The 19,022-nt window shown below is 55.8% G+C and carries 14 protein-coding genes and 1 rRNA gene; 9 read left to right on the top strand and 6 right to left on the bottom strand.

The window, feature by feature from the left end; genetic code table 11:
• Window positions 1–462: 462 nt before the first annotated feature.
• Both SH467x_RS09610 and SH467x_RS09605 read right to left on the bottom strand, forming a co-directional pair.
• On the bottom strand, window positions 463–972 hold the full coding sequence (locus SH467x_RS09610) for an FmdB family zinc ribbon protein (RefSeq protein ID WP_482371052.1): 510 nt from the start codon (window positions 970–972) through the stop codon (window positions 463–465).
• Between the two features lie 86 nt (window positions 973–1,058).
• Entirely contained in the window at window positions 1,059–2,414 is a 1,356-nt protein-coding gene (locus SH467x_RS09605; RefSeq protein WP_482371051.1) for an MFS transporter, read from the bottom strand.
• A 245-nt stretch (window positions 2,415–2,659) separates the two neighbouring features.
• Here SH467x_RS09605 and SH467x_RS09600 point away from each other — a divergent pair, with 245 nt between their 5' ends.
• On the top strand, window positions 2,660–3,958 hold the full coding sequence (locus SH467x_RS09600; protein WP_482371050.1) for a PQQ-binding-like beta-propeller repeat protein: 1,299 nt from the start codon (window positions 2,660–2,662) through the stop codon (window positions 3,956–3,958).
• A gap of 341 nt (window positions 3,959–4,299) precedes the next feature.
• Here the strand turns inward: SH467x_RS09600 and SH467x_RS09595 are convergent.
• Window positions 4,300–5,800: ribosomal RNA gene (locus tag SH467x_RS09595) — 16S ribosomal RNA — on the bottom strand.
• An 802-nt stretch (window positions 5,801–6,602) separates the two neighbouring features.
• Between SH467x_RS09595 and SH467x_RS09590 the strand changes: the two genes are divergently transcribed.
• Window positions 6,603–8,123, top strand: a complete 1,521-nt coding sequence (locus tag SH467x_RS09590; protein WP_482371049.1) for an ATP-binding protein — start codon at window positions 6,603–6,605, stop codon at window positions 8,121–8,123.
• A gap of 93 nt (window positions 8,124–8,216) precedes the next feature.
• Here the strand turns inward: SH467x_RS09590 and SH467x_RS09585 are convergent, their stop codons facing one another.
• A complete protein-coding gene (locus tag SH467x_RS09585; RefSeq protein WP_482371048.1) occupies window positions 8,217–9,071 on the bottom strand; it encodes a deoxyribonuclease IV in 855 nt (284 codons plus the stop codon).
• Window positions 9,072–9,274: 203 nt separating this feature from the next.
• On the opposite strand from SH467x_RS09585, the gene SH467x_RS09580 reads away from it, so the two are divergent.
• The 7 genes from SH467x_RS09580 (at window position 9,275) to SH467x_RS09550 (ending at window position 17,403) form a co-directional block, all read left to right on the top strand.
• On the top strand, window positions 9,275–9,865 hold the full coding sequence (locus SH467x_RS09580) for a hypothetical protein (RefSeq protein WP_482371047.1): 591 nt from the start codon (window positions 9,275–9,277) through the stop codon (window positions 9,863–9,865).
• A gap of 143 nt (window positions 9,866–10,008) precedes the next feature.
• Window positions 10,009–11,988, top strand: coding sequence for a hypothetical protein (locus SH467x_RS09575; protein ID WP_482371046.1), 1,980 nt, complete (start codon window positions 10,009–10,011; stop codon window positions 11,986–11,988).
• A gap of 11 nt (window positions 11,989–11,999) precedes the next feature.
• Window positions 12,000–13,454 carry a DUF4350 domain-containing protein gene (locus SH467x_RS09570; protein WP_482371045.1) on the top strand — a complete coding sequence of 485 codons (1,455 nt, stop codon included), beginning with the start codon at window positions 12,000–12,002 and terminating at the stop codon, window positions 13,452–13,454.
• Between the two features lie 34 nt (window positions 13,455–13,488).
• Window positions 13,489–14,457, top strand: coding sequence for an AAA family ATPase (locus SH467x_RS09565; RefSeq protein ID WP_482371044.1), 969 nt, complete (start codon window positions 13,489–13,491; stop codon window positions 14,455–14,457).
• Between the two features lie 42 nt (window positions 14,458–14,499).
• Window positions 14,500–16,347 (top strand): DUF58 domain-containing protein, encoded by a 1,848-nt coding sequence (locus tag SH467x_RS09560; RefSeq protein WP_482371043.1) that lies wholly within the window; start codon window positions 14,500–14,502, stop codon window positions 16,345–16,347.
• The gene (locus tag SH467x_RS09555; protein ID WP_482371042.1) at window positions 16,344–17,177 is read left to right on the top strand and encodes a hypothetical protein; all 834 of its coding nucleotides are present in this window, start codon (window positions 16,344–16,346) and stop codon (window positions 17,175–17,177) included. Before SH467x_RS09560 ends, SH467x_RS09555 begins: the two co-directional genes overlap by 4 nt.
• Window position 17,178: 1 nt before the next feature.
• Window positions 17,179–17,403 (top strand): hypothetical protein, encoded by a 225-nt coding sequence (locus SH467x_RS09550; protein ID WP_482371041.1) that lies wholly within the window; start codon window positions 17,179–17,181, stop codon window positions 17,401–17,403.
• A gap of 132 nt (window positions 17,404–17,535) precedes the next feature.
• Here the strand turns inward: SH467x_RS09550 and SH467x_RS09545 are convergent, their stop codons facing one another.
• On the bottom strand, window positions 17,536–17,994 hold the full coding sequence (locus SH467x_RS09545) for a carboxypeptidase-like regulatory domain-containing protein (protein WP_482371040.1): 459 nt from the start codon (window positions 17,992–17,994) through the stop codon (window positions 17,536–17,538).
• 11 nt (window positions 17,995–18,005) lie between these two features.
• A complete protein-coding gene (locus tag SH467x_RS09540) occupies window positions 18,006–18,968 on the bottom strand; it encodes a DUF1559 family PulG-like putative transporter (protein ID WP_482371039.1) in 963 nt (320 codons plus the stop codon).
• Between the last annotated feature and the right edge of the window lie 54 nt (window positions 18,969–19,022).

Here is a 19,022-nt window from a genome sequence, read left to right as displayed (position 1 = left end):
GCGCAAAGGCGCCAAGGAGTTGAGGGAGGAAGAGAAAGGGAATCAAAGGGATAGGTGGAGCTAAGTGAGGAGATAACTCCGAGGGACTTAAAAGTTATCGACAACCTACTTCATCCACAGCCATTCCCAGTCCCCCCACTTCTTTTCTTCCCCTTTGCGCCGCTGCGCCGTGGCGCGCAACGATCCACTACGAAGGGCGAGGTTTCTCGCGACGGCGCAAAGACGCCAAGGAGTTGAGGGAGGAAGAGAAAGGGAATCAAAGGGATAGGGGGAGCTAAGTGAGGAGATAACTCCGAGGGACTTAAAAGTTATCGACAACCTACTTCATCCACAGCCATTCCCCGTCCCCCCACTTCTTTTCTCCCCCTTTGCGCCGTGGCGCGCAACGATCCATTACGAAGGGGAGGTTTCTCGCGACGGCGCAAAGGCGCCAAGGAATTGAGGGAGGAAGAGAAAGGGATTTTACATCTCGTACAGTTCGGGATCGACATCCGGTGCTTCGAACATCCGCTTCCACTTTTTGCTCTTGGAATCGGCACTGACAAAAGGATCCCCTTCTCCGTCGAGTGCATCCCCCATCTCTTCGTCGATACGGTCCGGATCTTCGCCAGCCTCCATTCTCCGCATCGCTTCCATCATCGTTTCGTTCGGTTGCATACCCGTGACATCGAACATCTTTTTCATGAGCGCTGCCATCTGACGAGGATCCTCGGGGCCTTCGCTGTTCTCATCGAGATGGGGGGCCATTTCCATCATGAGCTGCTCCATCTTGGCCTCGTCAACATTTTCAAAAGGGTCTTGTGTCGCATCCGACTCTTTAAGTCCTTTGGAAATCGCGAAGCGCGAGACTTTCTTCTCCAGCTTCTTTCTCCCGCATTTGGGGCACTCCGGAACCTTTGTATTTTGCATGGAGCGGGAGAGGAAACTAAATACGGTATGGCAAACCGGGCAGTAGAACTCGTAGATAGGCATCGAATAAAATCCTTTTCCGTGACTTAAAACGGCGCGGGACCAACCATGTCACCGCGCCGCTGTGAATGACCACAAAATCCGATCGATCACGCAGCCGATTCGGTGCGTGTTGGTTTGAACAGCACCAGGAAGGCCGCCAAAGCGACAAACAACACGACGCTCGGAATAATCCAAAAGCCAAACCAGTTGATGTTATCGCCATCCTTGTACATGGAATTCAACACCCCGCATGCAACCGTCCCCAACCACGTTCCCAATCCGTAGACCAAGACGCCGAGAAGAGACTGCGCGCTAGCTCGCAAATCGCGAGGAGCAGTCTTGTCGACATGGATAAATCCGGCTGCAAAGAAGAAGTCGAAACAGAAGCCGTGCAATGCGACCCCTACGATGGCGAACCAGAGTCCGATCCCCTCAGGTCCCCCGTGCGCGAACAGGAGGTAACGCAATGCCCAACAAAAGAGCCCGACCGCCATCACCATCTTGATTCCGAATCGCTTCAAGAAGAACGGGAGCAGGACAAGGAGGAGCAGTTCAACCATTTGCCCAATTGCCAACGTCGACCCTACTTTTTCAACACCGGCGCCTTTACCGAGAAAGTCCCCAGCGGAATTGAAGTACATTCCCATCGCAATCGAAGCGAGTAAGGTAATGACGAAGAAGACCGCAAAGGAAAAATCTTTCAGCATCGCGAGCGCGCGAAGGAAATCGAGCGCACCGGCTCCGCTTCCTGTCGGCGGCGTCTTTGGCAACATCACTAGGCAGTAAACACCGAAGATCGCAGAAATCACGGCGGCTTGGTAAAGCGGTCCCGGCGTCGCAATCGTATTTGGAATCAAGGTTCCATCGGCCATTGGAGTCTTTCCCGAAAAGATGTTATCGATCAAGAATCCAGCGCAGATCCAACCGATCGTTCCCAGGACCCGAAGACCAGGAAAGTCTCGCTCTCCATCGGGCACGTTCCGGAAGGTGAGCGAGTTGATGACCGAAAGGGTCGGATTGAAGACCAGCGAGTAAACAAAGGTCACAATGAACAATGACAAGTATTGCTCCGGCGAGGTCAAGAGAGTCATCGCATACAGCAATCCCGCCCCTAGCAAATGGCAGATTCCCATCAATCGCTCGCTATTGATCCAACGATCTGCCAAGTACCCTGCGAACAAGGTCGAGATGATCGCACCCACAAACATATTGCCCGTGATCGAGGTAGCTTGAGCTGGCGTGAAGCCACGGTTGGTCAAGAAGGGGTAATAGACAATGACCCATGATCCCCAGATCGCAAACTGCAGGAACATCATCACCGAGAGGACAACGCGATGATGGAGAGAAAGAGGTGGCGCCTTGACCGCAGCCGCCGATTCGCCCGGTGACTGTCCAACAGGCCTGTCCTGGTTATGGGGACTCTGATAGGGATTGGATGAGTCCGATGATTCGCTTGGGATCATTCGAGGGGGTCGCTTTCGACTCTAAAAGAAGACTGGGTGGGGTAGTTCTCAAGCGGATTAGCCAGAAGGGCCACGGATTCCGCAAGACGAGCGCCGCTCTAGTCTTGCAAATCCCAGGGTATCCCGCAAGAAGTCTAAAGCCCCGTTGGCCAGTTTCCCAACCAATGACGCATCCTCTACAATACCGCGATGTCATTGCACATTATCCCTCGATTCTCCCCCAATAGTCCCCCCGTGGAGTACGTATGAACACGAAGAAGAGCCAACTATCTCGCAAGTTTCTTGGATGGGTCATTAGCCTTGGGCTGGCCAGCCAAACATTTGCAGCGGACGGCGATTGGCCACAATGGCGAGGCCCCAACCGCGATGGCCGTTCCGCCTCCGTGAACCTTTTGAAAGAGTGGCCGGAGTCGGGCCCCAAATTGGCTTGGTCCTACTCGGATACCGGCATGGGATACTCTTCCGTCGCGGTTGCGGATGGCAAAGTGTATACGCTTGGGAAAATCGACAATCGCGCTGTCGCGATCTGCTTGGATTCCAAAACAGGTCAAAAAGTTTGGGCTTCCGACTTTGCAAACGGCAAAGTGGAAAAGGAATACAACACGAACTGGGGTGACGGACCTCGCAGTACCCCGACGATCGATGGCGACCATGTCTACTGCCTCAGCGACCTCGGCGTCCTCGCATGCTTGGACCGCAACACCGGAAAAGTTGTTTGGAGCAAAGACTTTGTCGCGGAGTTCGGTAGCAAGCATCCGACTTGGGGATTCAGCGAGTCGGTTTTGATCGATGGCGACAAAGTCATCGCGACCCCTGGCGGCAAAGCCTTCCTCGTTGGCTTCGATAAAAAGACCGGCGAGAAAGTCTGGGAGTCAAAGAATGCTTACGACGCGCAGTACGTTTCGATCATCAAGGCGGACTTCGACGGCATCCCAACCTACCTCACGGCTGCCAAGGAAGGGCTCATCGGCACACACGCTGTCACCGGGGAAGAGTTGTTCAAGAGTGCGAAGACCGGCAACCCAACCGCCGTCATTCCAACCCCGATTGTTCAAGGGAACCGAATCTACCACTCGTCTGGCTATGGCGCGGGAAACGTCGCGTTGGATATCCAGCGTGACGGGGACAAATTAGTCGCCAACCAAGTCTACGCGGCCAATAAGGAGAGCATGGAGAACCATCATGGTGGATATGTTCTCCACGATGGAACCATTTTCGGCTTTTCCCGCGCTTACCGCGGTGTCTGGATGGCTCAGGATTTCAAAACCGGCGATGTACTCTGGTACAAGAAGGTTGGAGCTGGTCGTTCAGGATCGATTGGTTTTGCCGACGGGATGCTTTACTGCTACGACGACGGTGATGGAATTTGCTACCTCGCGAAACCTTCGAAAGAAGGCTGGGAATCGGTAGGCCAAGTGAAGTTGCCCGAAACAACATCTCTGGATCGCAAGCAAGGAGCGATTTGGGCTCACCCCGTGATCGCCGACGGCAAACTTTTCATCCGTGACTTGGAAAAGCTCTTTGTCTTTGAGATCGCTAAGTAACAGGTTGCTTTCTATTCCCCTCGTCCCGATTCGGGGAGGGGCGGGGGACCACGGGTTGGCAAACGGCCAAACATCTTCCGACTCCGGATCAACGCCCCCGCGTAAGAGTGTTGGATTCTGTAGAGAGGGAGTCGAATAGAGAGACGATTGAGACCGCCTGGGATCCCGTTCGAAACAGGCAATAAAAAAACCCAGTTCAATCTTGCGACTGAACTGGGCCTCTATTTTGAAATCCGGTGTTTTTCACCGTCAACGTGAGGTTGACGGTTAGACGAGTTTGAACTTCTTAAGGGTTTGTGCTCACTTATGTGTTCGGTACTAGACCGAACATAAATCCTTAGAAAGGAGGTGATCCAGCCGCAGGTTCCCCTACGGCTACCTTGTTACGACTTAGTCCCAATCATCAAGTTGACCTTCGGCGCCTGCGTCCTTACGGTTCGCTCAGCGACTTCGGGCCCCCCCAATTCTCGTGGCTTGACGGGCGGTGTGTACAAGGCTCAGGAACACATTCACCGCGGTATGCTGACCCGCGATTACTAGCGATTCCAGCTTCATGCAGGCGAGTTGCAGCCTGCAATCCGAACTGAGCAACACTTTTTGAGATTTCCTCGATCTCGCGATTTTGGTTCCCTTTGTATGTTGCATTGTAGGACGTGTGCAGCCCTAGTCATAAAGGCCATGAGGACTTGACGTCATCCCCACCTTCCTCCGGTTTAACACCGGCAGTCTCTCTAGAGTCCCCGCCATAACGCGCTGGCAACTAGAGATAAGGGTTTCGCTCGTTAAGGGACTTAACCCGACATCTCACGACACGAGCTGACGACAGCCATGCAGCACCTGTGCAAAAGCTCCCTTGCGGGCACCCCAACCTTTCAGTCAGGTTCTTAAGCATGTCAAGACTAGGATAAGGTTCTTCGCGTAGCCTCGAATTAAGCCACATCCTCCACCGCTTGTGTGAGCCCCCGTCAATTCCTTTGAGTTTCAGCCTTGCGACCATACTCCCCAGGCGGAGCACTTAACACTTTCGCTACGTCCGAAAGACTGTGAGAGTCCTTCAGACTAGTGCTCATCGTTTACGGCTAGGACTACCGGGGTATCTAATCCCGTTCGCTACCCTAGCTTTCGTTCCTCAGCGTCAGAAAATATCCAGTAAGCCGCTTTCGCCACCGGTGTTCCAGATGATATCAATGCATTTCACCGCTCCACCATCTGTTCCGCTTACCCCTATATCCCTCAAGCCTTACGGTTTGGGGCGCAATTCCTCGGTTGAGCCGAGGGCTTTCACACCCCACCTACAAAGCCGCCTACGAACTCTTTAAGCCCAGTGATACCGAATAACGTTTGGAGAGCTCGTCTTACCGCGGCTGCTGGCACGAGCTTAGCCTCTCCTTCCTCCAGGGTTCATTCAAGTTGCCCTTAATCCCCCTCGACAGCGGTTTACAACCCGAAGGCCTTCATCCCGCACGCGGCGTCGCTCGGTCAGACTTTCGTCCATTGCCGAAGATTCTCGACTGCAGCCACCCGTAGGTGTCTGGCCAGTGTCTCAGTGCCAGTGAGGCTGGTCGTGCTCTCACACCAGCTACCCATCATCGCCTTGGTGGTCTATTACACCGCCAACAAGCTAATGGGGCATGGGCTCATCCAGGGGCAGTAAACCTTTGGTCCGTAGACCTTATCGGGTATTACCTACAGTTTCCCGTAGCTATCCCCGACCCCCGGGCAGATTCCCATGTTGTCCTCTCCCTTTCGCCGCTTTCCTGTATTGCTACATTCTCGCGCGACTCGCATGCCTAATCCACGCCGCCAACGTTCATTCTGAGCCAGGATCAAACCCTTCACTTGTGTATGCTTAGACTACCCGGCATTACTGCCAAACAGCCTTGTCAAACTAGTTGCGGTTTTGAAACCGGTCGGTGGTTTTGGTCATTTACCACCATTTTTAAAACTTCACAAAACTTCTCAAGAAGTGACGTTTGCTAAAAACATCTATCAAACTCATCCACCGGATTGTCAAAGATCAATTTATCCAACTCACCAACGTTTTCGCTGACACAACTCGCTCTTTCAAGCTCGCGACCAGCTAGTCGTCGTTTTGTTGGGCTCAACATGGTAACCGCTGTTATCGGTTCCTGTCAAGCGTCCTCACTACTTTTTTTGAATCAACTTTTTATCGTCGACTCGCTTCAAGTTTCGGCGACCGGAGTCGTCCGCAGCGAGGAGGCGAAAAGATATGGGCACCCCCGATTTATTGCAAGTGGTAGGGAAGGTTTTCTTCGAAGTTTTTTCGCCGACCAGCGAAAACCCATGTTTTTCCAAGGATTACAGCGATTCCCTCTTCGCCAGTTCTCACTCGCCCCCCCGCATCCCATACAGAATCCCGCTCGCACTGGTCCGTTCAAGGCACCAACGATACCCCTTCCCCCCCAACGATTGCTCAGAACATGCTAGTTCTGACGTTCCGCTCCCCACATCCCTAGCCCTTGAAAGGGGAATTGACCAAGCCTCGATGCGATTCTGACCGATGCTTAGCAGGTGGAGCCTCGGTTTCCAATCGCCTCATGGTTTCCAACCGGCCACCGCGGACGCCCCTACATTGTCGCACGCACAGCTCCTCCTTGTTTCTACAGAGAATTCGCACTCCGATATGAACGCTCCCAACCTAAACTCACCACCAACGACCAACCGCGCCACAAGCTCGCTCGAGGAAGCCCTCGAGCGGATCAACCGCTTGGCAAACCAATCCCTACCAGGCCCCTCGGTCCCAAGCGTTCCCATTTCCGATGCCGTTTCCTCCGAACAAGCTGCATCCACCCCGCCCGCTCCCCCTTCGGCCCCCGCTGCCCCCCTTCCAACCAAACTATCAGGAGAAGGACACCCACTCCTCAAAGTCACCCACAACCCGAGCGAACCTCTTCTCCCTCTCGAACCCCAGTCGCTTGAGCAAGCGGGGTTGAACGGCCAAGCGATCGAAGAACTGGTCATGCGTTACCTCCTCAACCGTGGGGAAGCACCTGGTCGTACGATCGCCGATCAACTCAAACTCCCCTTCCGGTTGGTCGAGCCAACCCTCACCAAACTCAAAGCGCAACAACTCAGTTGCTACCTCGGCTCCACCGCCGTCAATGACTACATCCACTCCCTCACCGACGCCGGCCGGGATCGAGCACGCCGCCACATGCTCAAGACAACTTACTTCGGTGCAGCCCCCGTCCCGCTCTCCCATTACATCCAATCGGTCCGACTCCAATCGGTTGAACACCAACACCCAACGCACGAAGATCTTCGCAAAGCGTTCTCCGACCTTCTCATCGCCCCTCAACTCCTCGCGCGACTCGGTCCCGCCGTCAACAGCGGCCGCGGCATGTTCCTCTACGGCTACCCAGGAAATGGAAAAACCAGCATCGCCGAACGGATCACGCGCGCCTTTGGCGACTACATCTGGATTCCTCGCGCGATCAACGTCGATGGGGACCTCATGCGAATCTTCGATCCCCTCAACCACGAAGAACACCCCCACCAACCCTCCGATGGACTCCTGCGCGATACCCAAATCGACCAACGCTGGGTCCGCATCCGACGACCTACCATCGTCGCCGGTGGTGAATTGACCATGTCGATGCTCGAGGTCTCGCGCAACCCCGAAACGAATATCAGCGATGCACCTCTCCAGATGAAAAGCAACTGCGGCGTTCTCCTCATCGACGACTTCGGCCGCCAAAGAATGAGCGTCGACGAACTGCTCAACCGATGGATCGTCCCTCTCGAAAAACGCTACGACTACATCAGCATCAGCAGTGGTAAGAAGGTCCAAGTCCCATTCGATCAGCTCGTGATCTTCAGCACCAACCTCGAACCCAAAGACCTCGTCGACGACGCCTTCCTCCGACGGATCCCCTACAAAATCGAAGTCCTCAACCCCGAAGAAGCGGCGTTTCGCAAACTCTTTGAGATCATGTGCAAATCGCTCAACATCCCGCACCGACCCGAAATCATCGAGTACTTGATCGAAAAGCACTACAAGCCTATCGGCAGGCCCATGCGCAACTGCCATCCACGCGACTTGCTGCTCCAAGTCCGCGCCTACTGCTACTTCAACTCCTCCCCACTCGAACTGAAGAAAGAGTACATCGACTTTGCCGTCGAGAACTACTTCTCCATCATGTAGTCCCAAGCATCCCTAGCCAAAACGACTATCGACCCACCCGAGAAGTATCGGCCATCTCGAAAAGTATCGGCCATCTCGAAAAGTATCGGTCGACTAGAGAAGAGAGCGAAGCACCCGCAAATTGACCCCGTCCCAATCTTCTCCCTCGTCGTTGGTCCCTTTCTCGGTTTCTAAATACATGGGGCACTGACTGAGATCGGGATGGTGCAGGACTCGCGCAAAGCCTTTCACACCGATCGTTCCCAATCCGATGTGCTCGTGACGATCCACGCGCGAGCCACACCCCTTCTTGCTGTCGTTGACATGCAAAGCCCGAATCGCCCCCCAAACTCCTTGCTCGCGCGCCTCTTTCTCCAACCTCGCGAATCCCTCTTGCGTCGCCATGTCATAGCCTGCCGCATGGGCGTGACATGTGTCTAAGCAAACCCCCACTCGCTTGGCCGCACCCGAACGTGCAAGCAACCATCCGAGCTGCTCCATATTCCACCCCAAACAAGACCCTTGCCCGGCGGTATTCTCAAGCAACAACCAAGCTTTCCCAGCTCCGACCTTGTCGAACACGCGATCAATCCCTTGAGCAATCCGCTCCAATCCCGCTTCGGGATTGGAATCCACATAAGCCCCCGGATGCATCACCACTCCATCCAACCCCAATTGCTCGGCCCGCTGCCACTCGATCACCATGGCATCGATCGACTTGAGCCACAATTCCTCTTTGGGCGACCCCAAATTGATGAGATAAGAGGCGTGCGCTAAAGGATTTTGAATCCCGGTCCGCCGAAGCGACTCGGAGAAATGTGCCTCGTCCTCAGTTGAAATCGGCTTGGCCGCCCACTGGTTGTTGTTCTTCGTAAAGATCTGGACAACATCCATCTCCAGGCCCTTCGCAGCTTCGACGGCTTTGTAGTAGCCGCCGGCAATACTCATGTGCGCACCGATTTTCACCATCGCAAACCACCCGCCTTACCTATTACCCCAAATCATACCCAATCCCCTCTTGATCCTCGCGTCGCCGAATCGCTACAAGGCAGAGTGGAACGGGACAGTGTAGGAGCCTGGAATGGATCCCGACAGTCCCTTTCAACCTCCCATTGTTTTGGTCCTCGCAGGAAACCCCTCGCAGGAAACCCTTAGGAACAAGGTGATTTGCCATGCTATCCATCCGCAGCTCGTATCGCTCCGCTTCCACCTGCGCGGCTCTCGTTCTCGGTTTCATAACCACCGGATGCACCGGATTAAACAACTCGCTCCCCCAGACCTTGGGTGTCAATAGCGCGTCGCGCGTTCCCGCACCCGCCACTGGCTCCTTCGCGACTCCCAACTCCTACAACGGCGCAGGTAGCAATCTAGCTCCGACCGGAGCACCTCCCGCCACCGGTAATACCCCCGCCGGAATGAAGACGTCGCAAGCGTCCCCGCTGGAACAACCGACCACGCAGCTTCTCTCCTCGCTGCACCAAGCCCAATCGCAATTGAATTCGGTTACACATCAAGCGCGCGATACAATCAATCAATCCGCAGAATCCTTGAACGCCTCCGTTTCCTCCGCAACCCAGCGCATCGACCGACTTGGGCAAGGCGTCATCCAAGCGTCCGCGATTCTCTCCGACGCTGCCAAGGACTCGGTAGGATCCGGAGTCGCATCTTCGAACACCTCGCCTGCCAACACCCCTGTGGGCCCCGAGGAAGAGACCGCGACCCTCGATCCCAATGCAGCTTGGCGCCGCCCCACTCCCCGCTAAGCGAACCACGCGCGGTGACATGCGAGAGAGCAGGCAGGTAAAAAACTTCCACACTGTCTATCCTGCCCCGGTACAATAGGCCTGTCCTGCACCGGCACAATAGGGCTCGTTTGCAACGGGACCTTACCTCCTCGGCTTTCAAGATGCACAACGCGACGAAACTTATCCGAACGGCAGCTTGCGTGGCTCTGGGGTGGTTGGCTCCCACCTGCTTCCTTCTGGCTCAAAACAGCCCGCCCGTTCCAAACAGTCAGAGCGCTCGCCTCCTCCCCCTTGCAAGCGGTTCGCCACCTAGCAGCCGCGAGACGGAATTCCAACGCTGGATCCCGCTCGATACGACGCAAGGCCAACCCCCGAACCCGTTCGAACTTTTGGCTCGCCTGCAAAAGCGCAACAAACCGTCGTCGGATCCGTTCTCTTGGCAACAACTTCAAAAGGCGTTCCAGGACAACCCCGGACTGAGCGATCAACTCCAAAACCTCTCCCAATCCCAGCGCGAACAATTGAAGCAACTGGCCGAATCGTTCAGTCAACAAGCCTTTCCGAACGGCCCCCCAAAAAGCCTGGATGATCTCCCCCCGTCTTTGCGACAGCAAATGGAGAACTCCCCCGAACTCAAAATGCTTGCCGAGGAGATCGCTCGCTCCGCCGAACGAACCCGTCCGCAGCGAGAGGGCCAGCAGCGCGGCGAAACCCAAGGCAATGGCTCCCCTGATGCAGGATCCCCTGAGCCCTCTCCGGAGGACTTAGAGAGGCAATTGCAAGAGCTGCTGGAAAATCGAACCGGAGGTGCCAACGACCAAAACGCCTACCGAAATTCCACGACTCCCTATTCGGACGAATCCACCGCCGGTCCATCCTCCAAGGACTCTTCCGCCAAGTCACCCTCCCCGAATCAACGGGACGCTTCCAATGGAAGACCTTGGAACGACGATGCGGATGCCCATTCGCCCCAAAACGCCTCGCAGAATCCCGACCCATCGCGACGCGGCAACGCTCCGGGCACCAAAGGGTCGACGAGCGATCCCCAAAACGAAACCGGGCTTGCTGCGAATTCCAAAGGGACGGAGTTGGATGCGACCTCGGAGGAAGAATGGCAACGCGCAGAACTTGAACGGATTCAGAAACGCTGGGATGAGATCCAACGTCAACGAGCCTTGGCCGAACATCGGATGCAACAACGCCAGCAAGCCCTGTCCCGGAACGCCTCTCGAAGCACGCGGGAAGCGGGCCTCCAGCCCTCGAGCGGTGCGTCCTCCGAATCCTCGGTCGATATGATTCGACGCAAACTCCGCGAACTCGGGCTTAGTTCCTTTCTCCAACAAATCGCAAAAGAAGCGGTCGGTGTCGAACAAAAGCGACTCGATCCCGCTCAGGATCCCAACCGGGAATCGGACCAGGTCGCCACACCACCGACATCCAAACCCTCGAGTTCCCCCTCCCAACGCCTTGCTTCGAATCCCCCCAAGCCGTCTCGTTCTAGCGATCCCAACCCGGTTGGCCAAGCGTTCAACGGCAGCAATAACCGCTGGGGTGAGGGGATCCCTCGAAGCGACAAAGAAGACGGATCTCGATTGAGTTGGTTCACCGATAGCAACTCCCTCGCACCCCGCGCGCGATCATCTGCCTCAGAACCACAACAAGACGATGCACCAGAGAAGGCAGCAGAGGAATCCCCGTTTTCCCTTCCGAGCTTGGGAGACCTTCCAAGCCTTCCGGTATGGTTTTGGCTCGTCCCTCTTTTGTTCGGTTTGTTCCTTTTGACGGTGTATCTGATTCCACGATCGCGAGTGATGTTGGACCGGATCACGGGCCGTGCAGCCGCCGAAGCGAGCCGGACCGAAGCGCAGCTCGGTGACATCCAAGGAAGGGAAGATGCCGTGCGTGCCTTCCATTGGATTCTGGAGAGAAAGGTGCGGGGCTTCGAGTCTTGGTGGACCTCGCGACGGGTCGTCGAGCATGTGCGACATCGAAAGGAGCCTTTGCAACCACAAGTCGCCGAGGCAGCCAACTTGTACGATTTGGCTCGCTATACTCCCGAGACCTATCGACTGGACTCGAACGAACTGGAACGCATGCGGCAAGCGATTCGGGCTTGCGCTTCCGCCGAGACGATCGGTTGAGAGGTAAACGCATGGGATCTGGTCCATTCCTGCAGCGATGGTTCTTCGCATTCGGCATCATCGTTCTCGCAACATTCTTCGCCGCGTTCTTCACAGGCTCACACGCGTGGGGGCAAGCCACTCCCAGCATCGATACCAACGATCCCGCTTGGAGTTTCCGATACGAGCTCTTGCAAATCTTGCTTCAGCAAAAGGGCTTGGAAGTGGAGCCAAAACTCTCCAACACCCTCGCCCATCCGACCAGCCATTCCCTTCTCATTGTGGGCGACACAAGCTCCCTTACCGACCGTTTTTGGGAAAGCTGCGACTCCTACGTCGCATCGGGCGGAAGGCTTTTGATCGCGGTCGATTCGCTGCGGAACTCGCAATTGGCGCAGGTCGAGCGAGGCCCTGCCCTCACCGAGAACCCTGCCGATCGGCTCCGTGGATTCGGTGACTGCATCCTTTTACGAAACCTCGCAGTCCGTCATCCATTAACCGAATCCCTCACCTCGATCGCCACGAATCGCACGGGTTGGATCGTCCGTCGAAGCGACCGGTACCGATGGCAAAACTTGATGACGTTGCCCGATAACATCCGTCCCAAAACTGCAGAACGCAAACCGGTGGGCATCGTGGGAACACTCGAAAGCAAACTCACTTCCGAACGTTTCGATGCACCCGAGTCTATTTTGACAACGAGCGATATTGTCATCCTGTCGGACCCGAGCATTCTTTCCAACGGCATGTTGTGGTACGAGGACAATGGTGCCTTTGCGGCGAAGCTGGCGGACTGGCTTGCGGAGGACAACCGCAGCGCGTTTACCATGATGGTTAGCCAAGAAACGCAAGAAGAGTTTCCTATCGAAGCACTATTGCCCCCAGAACCTCCCGACGAGACTGTCCCACCCACCCCTCCAATGCCTCGCATGGAAACGCTTTTGGCTGTCGCCAACCGCGCCTTGGCAGAGTCCGCGCAGACCGATCGCATCAATCGTCGACTGCGAGATCAACCACGAGGCTATTCACCCGAACGGTACACACGATGGGTATGGCAGGCGCTCGGATGGCTTCTAGCCGCAGGGATCCTTTGGATGCTGCTCCGCCGCGCACCCCTCTTTCGTCCGATTCCCCACACGAAGCCTCCGAGAACGGCAAGGCAATTGCTACTCCAGTCGCAACCACTCGATCTTCAGAATAAAATCGCCGCAGAATCTCTCGCACGCGAATTCTCGCGAGTGTGGTCAGGGTCGGAGACTCTCGCCGAATGGAGGCGTTGCCTGGAGGAGATCAAGGATCTGCCCCATGAGAGCTTGTCGCACGAGGACCGTATCCATATCGAGTCGATTCTCGCCACGGCGGTCTTCGGTGGTCGGACAACTACCTCCGACGGCGATCTAGAGAATCTTGCTTTTTGGATTCGAGATCTTCTCAAACGCCATCGGCCAGGACAGAAACTGGCCTCCGCCAACCTTGCGCCTTCCTAGTCGAGCAGCCGCTCCCAACCCTACAAAGAACTCTGTGAACAGCTCGCCTCTTCCTTTTCCACCTTCCGCCATTCGCGATCTTCGACACCGGTTGCAGGAATCGATCGGACAAATCGTCGTGGGACAAGCGAACGTTGTGGACCAAATGCTGATGGCATTGCTCGCATCGGGCCACGTTTTACTCGAAGGAGTACCCGGTACGGCTAAGACAACGCTATGCCGATGCTTCTCCGCCGCTCTTGGACTCGACTTCGAGAGAATTCAGTTCACACCCGACTTGCTTCCAGCCGACGTGACCGGAACGCAAGTCCTCGATCGCCAAACTTCTAACTTCGTCCTCCGGAAAGGGCCCGTATTCTGCCAACTGCTCCTCGCCGACGAGCTCAATCGAGCACCGGCTCGAACCCAATCGTCGCTGCTGGAAGCGATGCAGGAGAAGCAAGTGACGATCGAAGGGAAAACCCTTCCGCTCCCTGAACCATTTATGGTCCTGGCAACCCAAAACCCCATCGAACAGGAAGGGGTCTACCGATTGCCGGAAGCACAGTTGGATCGTTTCCTCTTTCGAATCCTCGTCGGCTATCCGGAGCGCGATCAAGAAATTTCGATGCTGGAGGTCCATTCGAAACCCGTTTCCAAGCCTTCCCCGATCTGTGCGGCAGAGCAAGTTCTGATGTTCCAAAAAGGGATCGACCAAGTCTTCTGCGCGAAAGAGCTGAAGGAATATGTGATCGATCTCGTCCGCACCAGCCGCACCCACCCCGATTTGGTACTGGGAGCGAGCCCTCGCGCCGCTATCTACTTGCTCAAGGCGGCACGGGTCCATGCCCTCCTGGAAGGACGATCGTTTGTGACCCATGCGGATGTCCAAGCCCAATTGCTACCGGTCCTGGGGCATCGCGTCATCCTGCGCCCCGAATCGGAAATGGACGGGCAGACCGTTTCTTCGATTGTGCAACGACTTGTTCAAACCGTTCCCGTCGTCCAAACCTCGTCCTCCTAAGCCTCCAGAATCTTTCCTCGGAAAGAGAAACCGGTTCGCACCATGACGACCAAGGGGAAATGGGTTGCATTGATGACCTTCTGCGGGCTTCTGCTCGCGCTGTGGGATCAACATCTTCAGCTAGCGATTCTCGCTGGAATGATGTTGCTCTGGATGTTCGTCGCCTTTCTTGTCTTTCGCATCCAATGCGCTTGGTTCCGCTGGGGCTTGAAGGCCACGCGACGGATCCAAGAGCGCGATGGGGAGTCCGGCTTTCTGTGGGCAGGTCGGCAAGTCCCGGTGGAACTCACTCTGGAAAGTCGAGGCCGAATCCCCAAGCGGCTTGTGATACGCGACCAAGTCCCTCCGTTGTTCGCGCCCGCAACACGCGATCCCGCCCCTTCGATCGACACTGCCTCGTCCCATTCTTTTGGCCGCAATTCTTTGGGCCCATCCACAGCGAAAATTCCGTTCCTTTCACGATGCCTGCGAAGCTTGAACCAATGGATCACCGCGGTTCCCGATCGCGATCATCCTCCCTTCGATGAGGACGCAGCCACTACCCCCAAACTTCGCGCTATCCGCTATTGGGTCCGACCGCTCGCCGCCGGACATGCGATTTTGCCAGGGGTCCGATTGGAGCTCCGCGATGCTTGGGGGTGGTATCGGTACGACGATACCCTGGAATGCCGCCAACGGATCCATGTGCTACCTGCTTACCGCGAAGGCCCTGAACTGAGATCCCTGCTCAAGAACCAAAACGCGATACCCCACCACGGAATTCACCGGCAACGAAGGCCCGGGATGGGGTTCGAACTGCTCGAACTCCGCGAGTACCGCGATGGCGATCCCCCGAAATCGATCGCATGGAAGGCCTCGGCACGCCGCGAAACGTGGATGACTCGGCAATACGAAACCGAGATCCCCATTCGCATCCATTTGATCGTGGAGGGAACGATTGCAACCCGTATCGGCAGCTTTGGCCATCGAACACTCGATCAAATCAACAGCGTCGCGACCAGTATCGCCCGCATTGCCACCCAGCACGGGGATTGGGTCGGGGCATGCCTGCTCGATGGCCAGCAAGAGCTCTTGTTGCCAGCCGCCGCAGGAGATAAGGGCTTTTACCGGATCGCACAGAACCTCTCACGATTCTCGAGCCAAGCATTTCCACAAAACGTCGGCTGGAGCGAATCCCTACAATCGACTGCCTTCGCCTTTGCCAGCGAATACTATCCCCGGTGGTTAAGACCCGCCATCAATCCAACCGGCCTTTCCTGGTTCGACGGTCTCGGTTCCGCCACTCGTCGTCAACATGTTCAGCTGGCTAATCTTCTGGCCCATCGCTATCGACTATCGATCCAGGAACACGCAGCCATGCTGGCCGATACGCAATCTCTCGCACCCCAACTGCAAAGGTTTCTCATGGAGCATGGCCATGAATGGCAATCGCCCATGATCGCAGCCAACGAAATCAAGGACTCGTTCGCCCATCGCGACTGGCGTCCCATTGCCAGCGCGATCCAGCGATCGGTGTTGCGAGCCAAGGACAACGAGGTCTACGTTCTTTTCGTGGACATGCTCGGAACCTCTCGCCCACTTTCTGAGTTACTCGATGCTCTCAAGATGGCGAAGGCGCGACATCATCGCGTGGTAGTCATCTCGACGTCCCCCCATTTCGAACGCCCCGAATCGATCGCGAATCGCCCCCTCCCCTCGACCGCCGAGGAGCTGCGACAGTTCTCCGACCGAGTCCGCTCGGCAGAAACGGCAGACACGGTTCGACGATCCATGCGGGAACTAGGCATTCCATTCTCCATCAGTGCGACCGAAGAAACGATCGGATGGATCCTGGCGGAAGTCGAACTTGCTCGTTCCGGTCGATTCACACCGACAGGAGCGAGATCATGACCTCACCTCCAAACCCGCGTCCCTTAACCGCCCCCGATATCCGATCGATCTCCGTACCCGTGGCGACCCATACTGCCGTGGCGATCGCGCAATTGCTCCTGTTCTCCCTCGCTATGTACGGCTGGATCCTCAACATCGCACCCATCCTGGGTCCGATCGCTTTTCTCATTGCAGGATTCCTGGCTTGGGCATCGTTGCGAGTTCACTCGACATGGTTTTTGCTCTTCTTGCTGGCCATCTCGTGGTGTACGCAAGGCACCCCGGGGCGCAGCCAAGCTTGGTTTGAATCCATTCAACTCGCCGCATGGGCCGGTTGTCTGTTCGCTTGGCGCACGCATTACCACTCGCTGCACCAAAGCATCGTCCACCACCTCCTCCGGTCCCAGCCCGACGCATCAGCGAGGGACTCTTCCCCCCACTCCTCAGCGAGAGATCGCTCCTTCGCCAGCTTTCTCACCCAACTTCTCGTGCGAGGGGTCGTCACCCTTCTCCTAGCAATCGGATTGGCGACTCTTTCCGCTGTTCTCCTCGGGAAGAACCCTATGTTGGAGGGGAGGCGAGGTTGGAGCCGATGGGTACAAAGCTTGGACGGTACCCTTTGGCCCAATCCTGAATTAATCGTCGCGTCCCTAGCCATCGCCATCCTTTTGCGTGAATGGGAATGGCGGCGGTTGCGCCCCGATGAAGCCAGCATTGCGATGCGTGCGCAATCCATGCGTTGGCTCTATCCTGACATGAAGCGAATCGTTGCCCTATCGCGCCGCGATCGACTAAGACGAGAGGCCGATAGGACCGCTCATCAAACCACCCTCACTCCCAAGGAAGATTGATATGTTCTTTTGGCTTCGTGAAATCGCAGGCTGGGCTTTGGTCGGACTCGCCCTCTACATCCTCTGGATCGGATTGGGATTTCTGTCCGATTTGAACAACCCCAAGATCATTGAATCCTCCGTTCTCAATTTGGCGGGACTGGGAGTCCTCAAAGCTGGCTTGACGTTGATACGACTATCGACGACAGCCAGGATCGCTCTCAAGCTATCCAGAAGCGAACGATAACGCCCATCCGAGGATGGAGCGTTATTCACTCGCTATTTCCAAGCAGTCTGCTCCGTCTCGTCAGAACTCGTCAGAACTTGTCTGTCGGATCGGAGCGAAAGAAGAAAGCGGGATCAGGGCTTTGTACGAGGACTAATTACCCTGAAGATCGAAATCGAACTGCACCGACCCCTTGGTGACCTCGACTTCCAAAATCGACTTTTTGTTGTACTTCTCAGGTACCGATTCTTTATCAGATCGCTTGGCATCCGGATCGCCACCCTCGGTAGCAGGAGCCGTGTTCAATCCGAGAATCTTTTTGGTCGTGCTGATACGAACAACTTTCTTCCCTGTCTTCACTCCCTTCATCTCGGAATCGAACTGCAGCACGTACTTGCCCGCCCCGTCGGTGAGTGCATACGAGAACGTATCGTCGGTAGGATCTTCGAATGTCACGACGGCACCTGCAAGCGGGGCGCCATCCATGGTCACCGTTCCCCCTGCATTCACCAAATCCACCATGCTGTAGTCTGCGGCAGGTCCGCCGCAACCAAGGAACATCGATATCGCCGCGAGGGGGAACAGTTTGGTCCAATCTCTTCGTGAAATCATGGATGTTTCTCCTATTCGTTGCTATTGAACACTTCGCCTCGATTGCGCGTCGCCATGGCTTGGTAGGTGACTAAATCGAGCGATTGGGGCATGAAACGAACAGAGCCATCGCACAAGACAAAGGACGCGCCACCGGTGTGATAACTACCGAAGCTCATCTCCATCAAGACACCGTGAATGGTGGGATTCTTTCTCGCATTGATTTGCACGACTGCAGAGCCGAGTCCTTCGCTATGCTCCGTTCCCGTCAAACGGCCCGCTTTCCAAAGTCCCATTTGCGGGCTGAAGAATGCGAAATAGTCCATCCCCTGGTTATCCTTGACGAAATCGCAGTCGGTATACGATTCACCGATCATTAGAGTATTCGAAGTGCCATCGGCGATGTCTCCGAATCGAACACGACTAGCGCCGTAAAGAATGCCATCCAAATTGATTTGTTCGAGGGCAGTGAACTCCGCCGTGTTGAATCCGGCCGGTCGCGTACTTGCATCGTCCGACGCGACCCTTGCCCCTGCGACACCCCGATAGCTCACGGGCACGCGGCGAGCAATGGAGTTGTAGTTCATATAGGTATCCTGCGCCATGCTAGGGCACCGAAAGGTAGGGACCAGTGTTTCGCAAGCCGTTCGATTGGGTGAATTGAAGTTGCTCCAATCGGTACCCCAAGCTGGATTCGCATAAGCCGAGTTGGCCCACACCAACGTGTTGAAGAGATTGCCTTGCTCCAACTGTGGAAGTATCTGCGAACTCCAGAACTCTTGGTTCTCCCCGAAACCAGCAGGGAAGACTCGGAAGGCATCGTGATAGTTGTGCATGGCCAAGCCGAGTTGCTTGAGATTATTGCTGCAACTCATTCTTCGAGCCGCCTCGCGGGCCGCTTGAACGGCCGGCAGCAAGAGGCCGACCAGAATTCCGATAATGGCGATGACAACCAACAATTCAACAAGCGTAAACGCAGATCTGCGCACTCTCATGATCTCATGTGCTCCTTAGGAGAGATTTCCAACAACGCGAATGGGCATAATCAG

This window comes from Brakhagea slesvicensis, assembly GCF_052161625.1.
Taxonomy (GTDB): Bacteria; Planctomycetota; Planctomycetia; order Pirellulales; family Pirellulaceae; genus JBKCUI01.
This window is presented reverse-complemented; position numbering and strand designations above follow the sequence as displayed.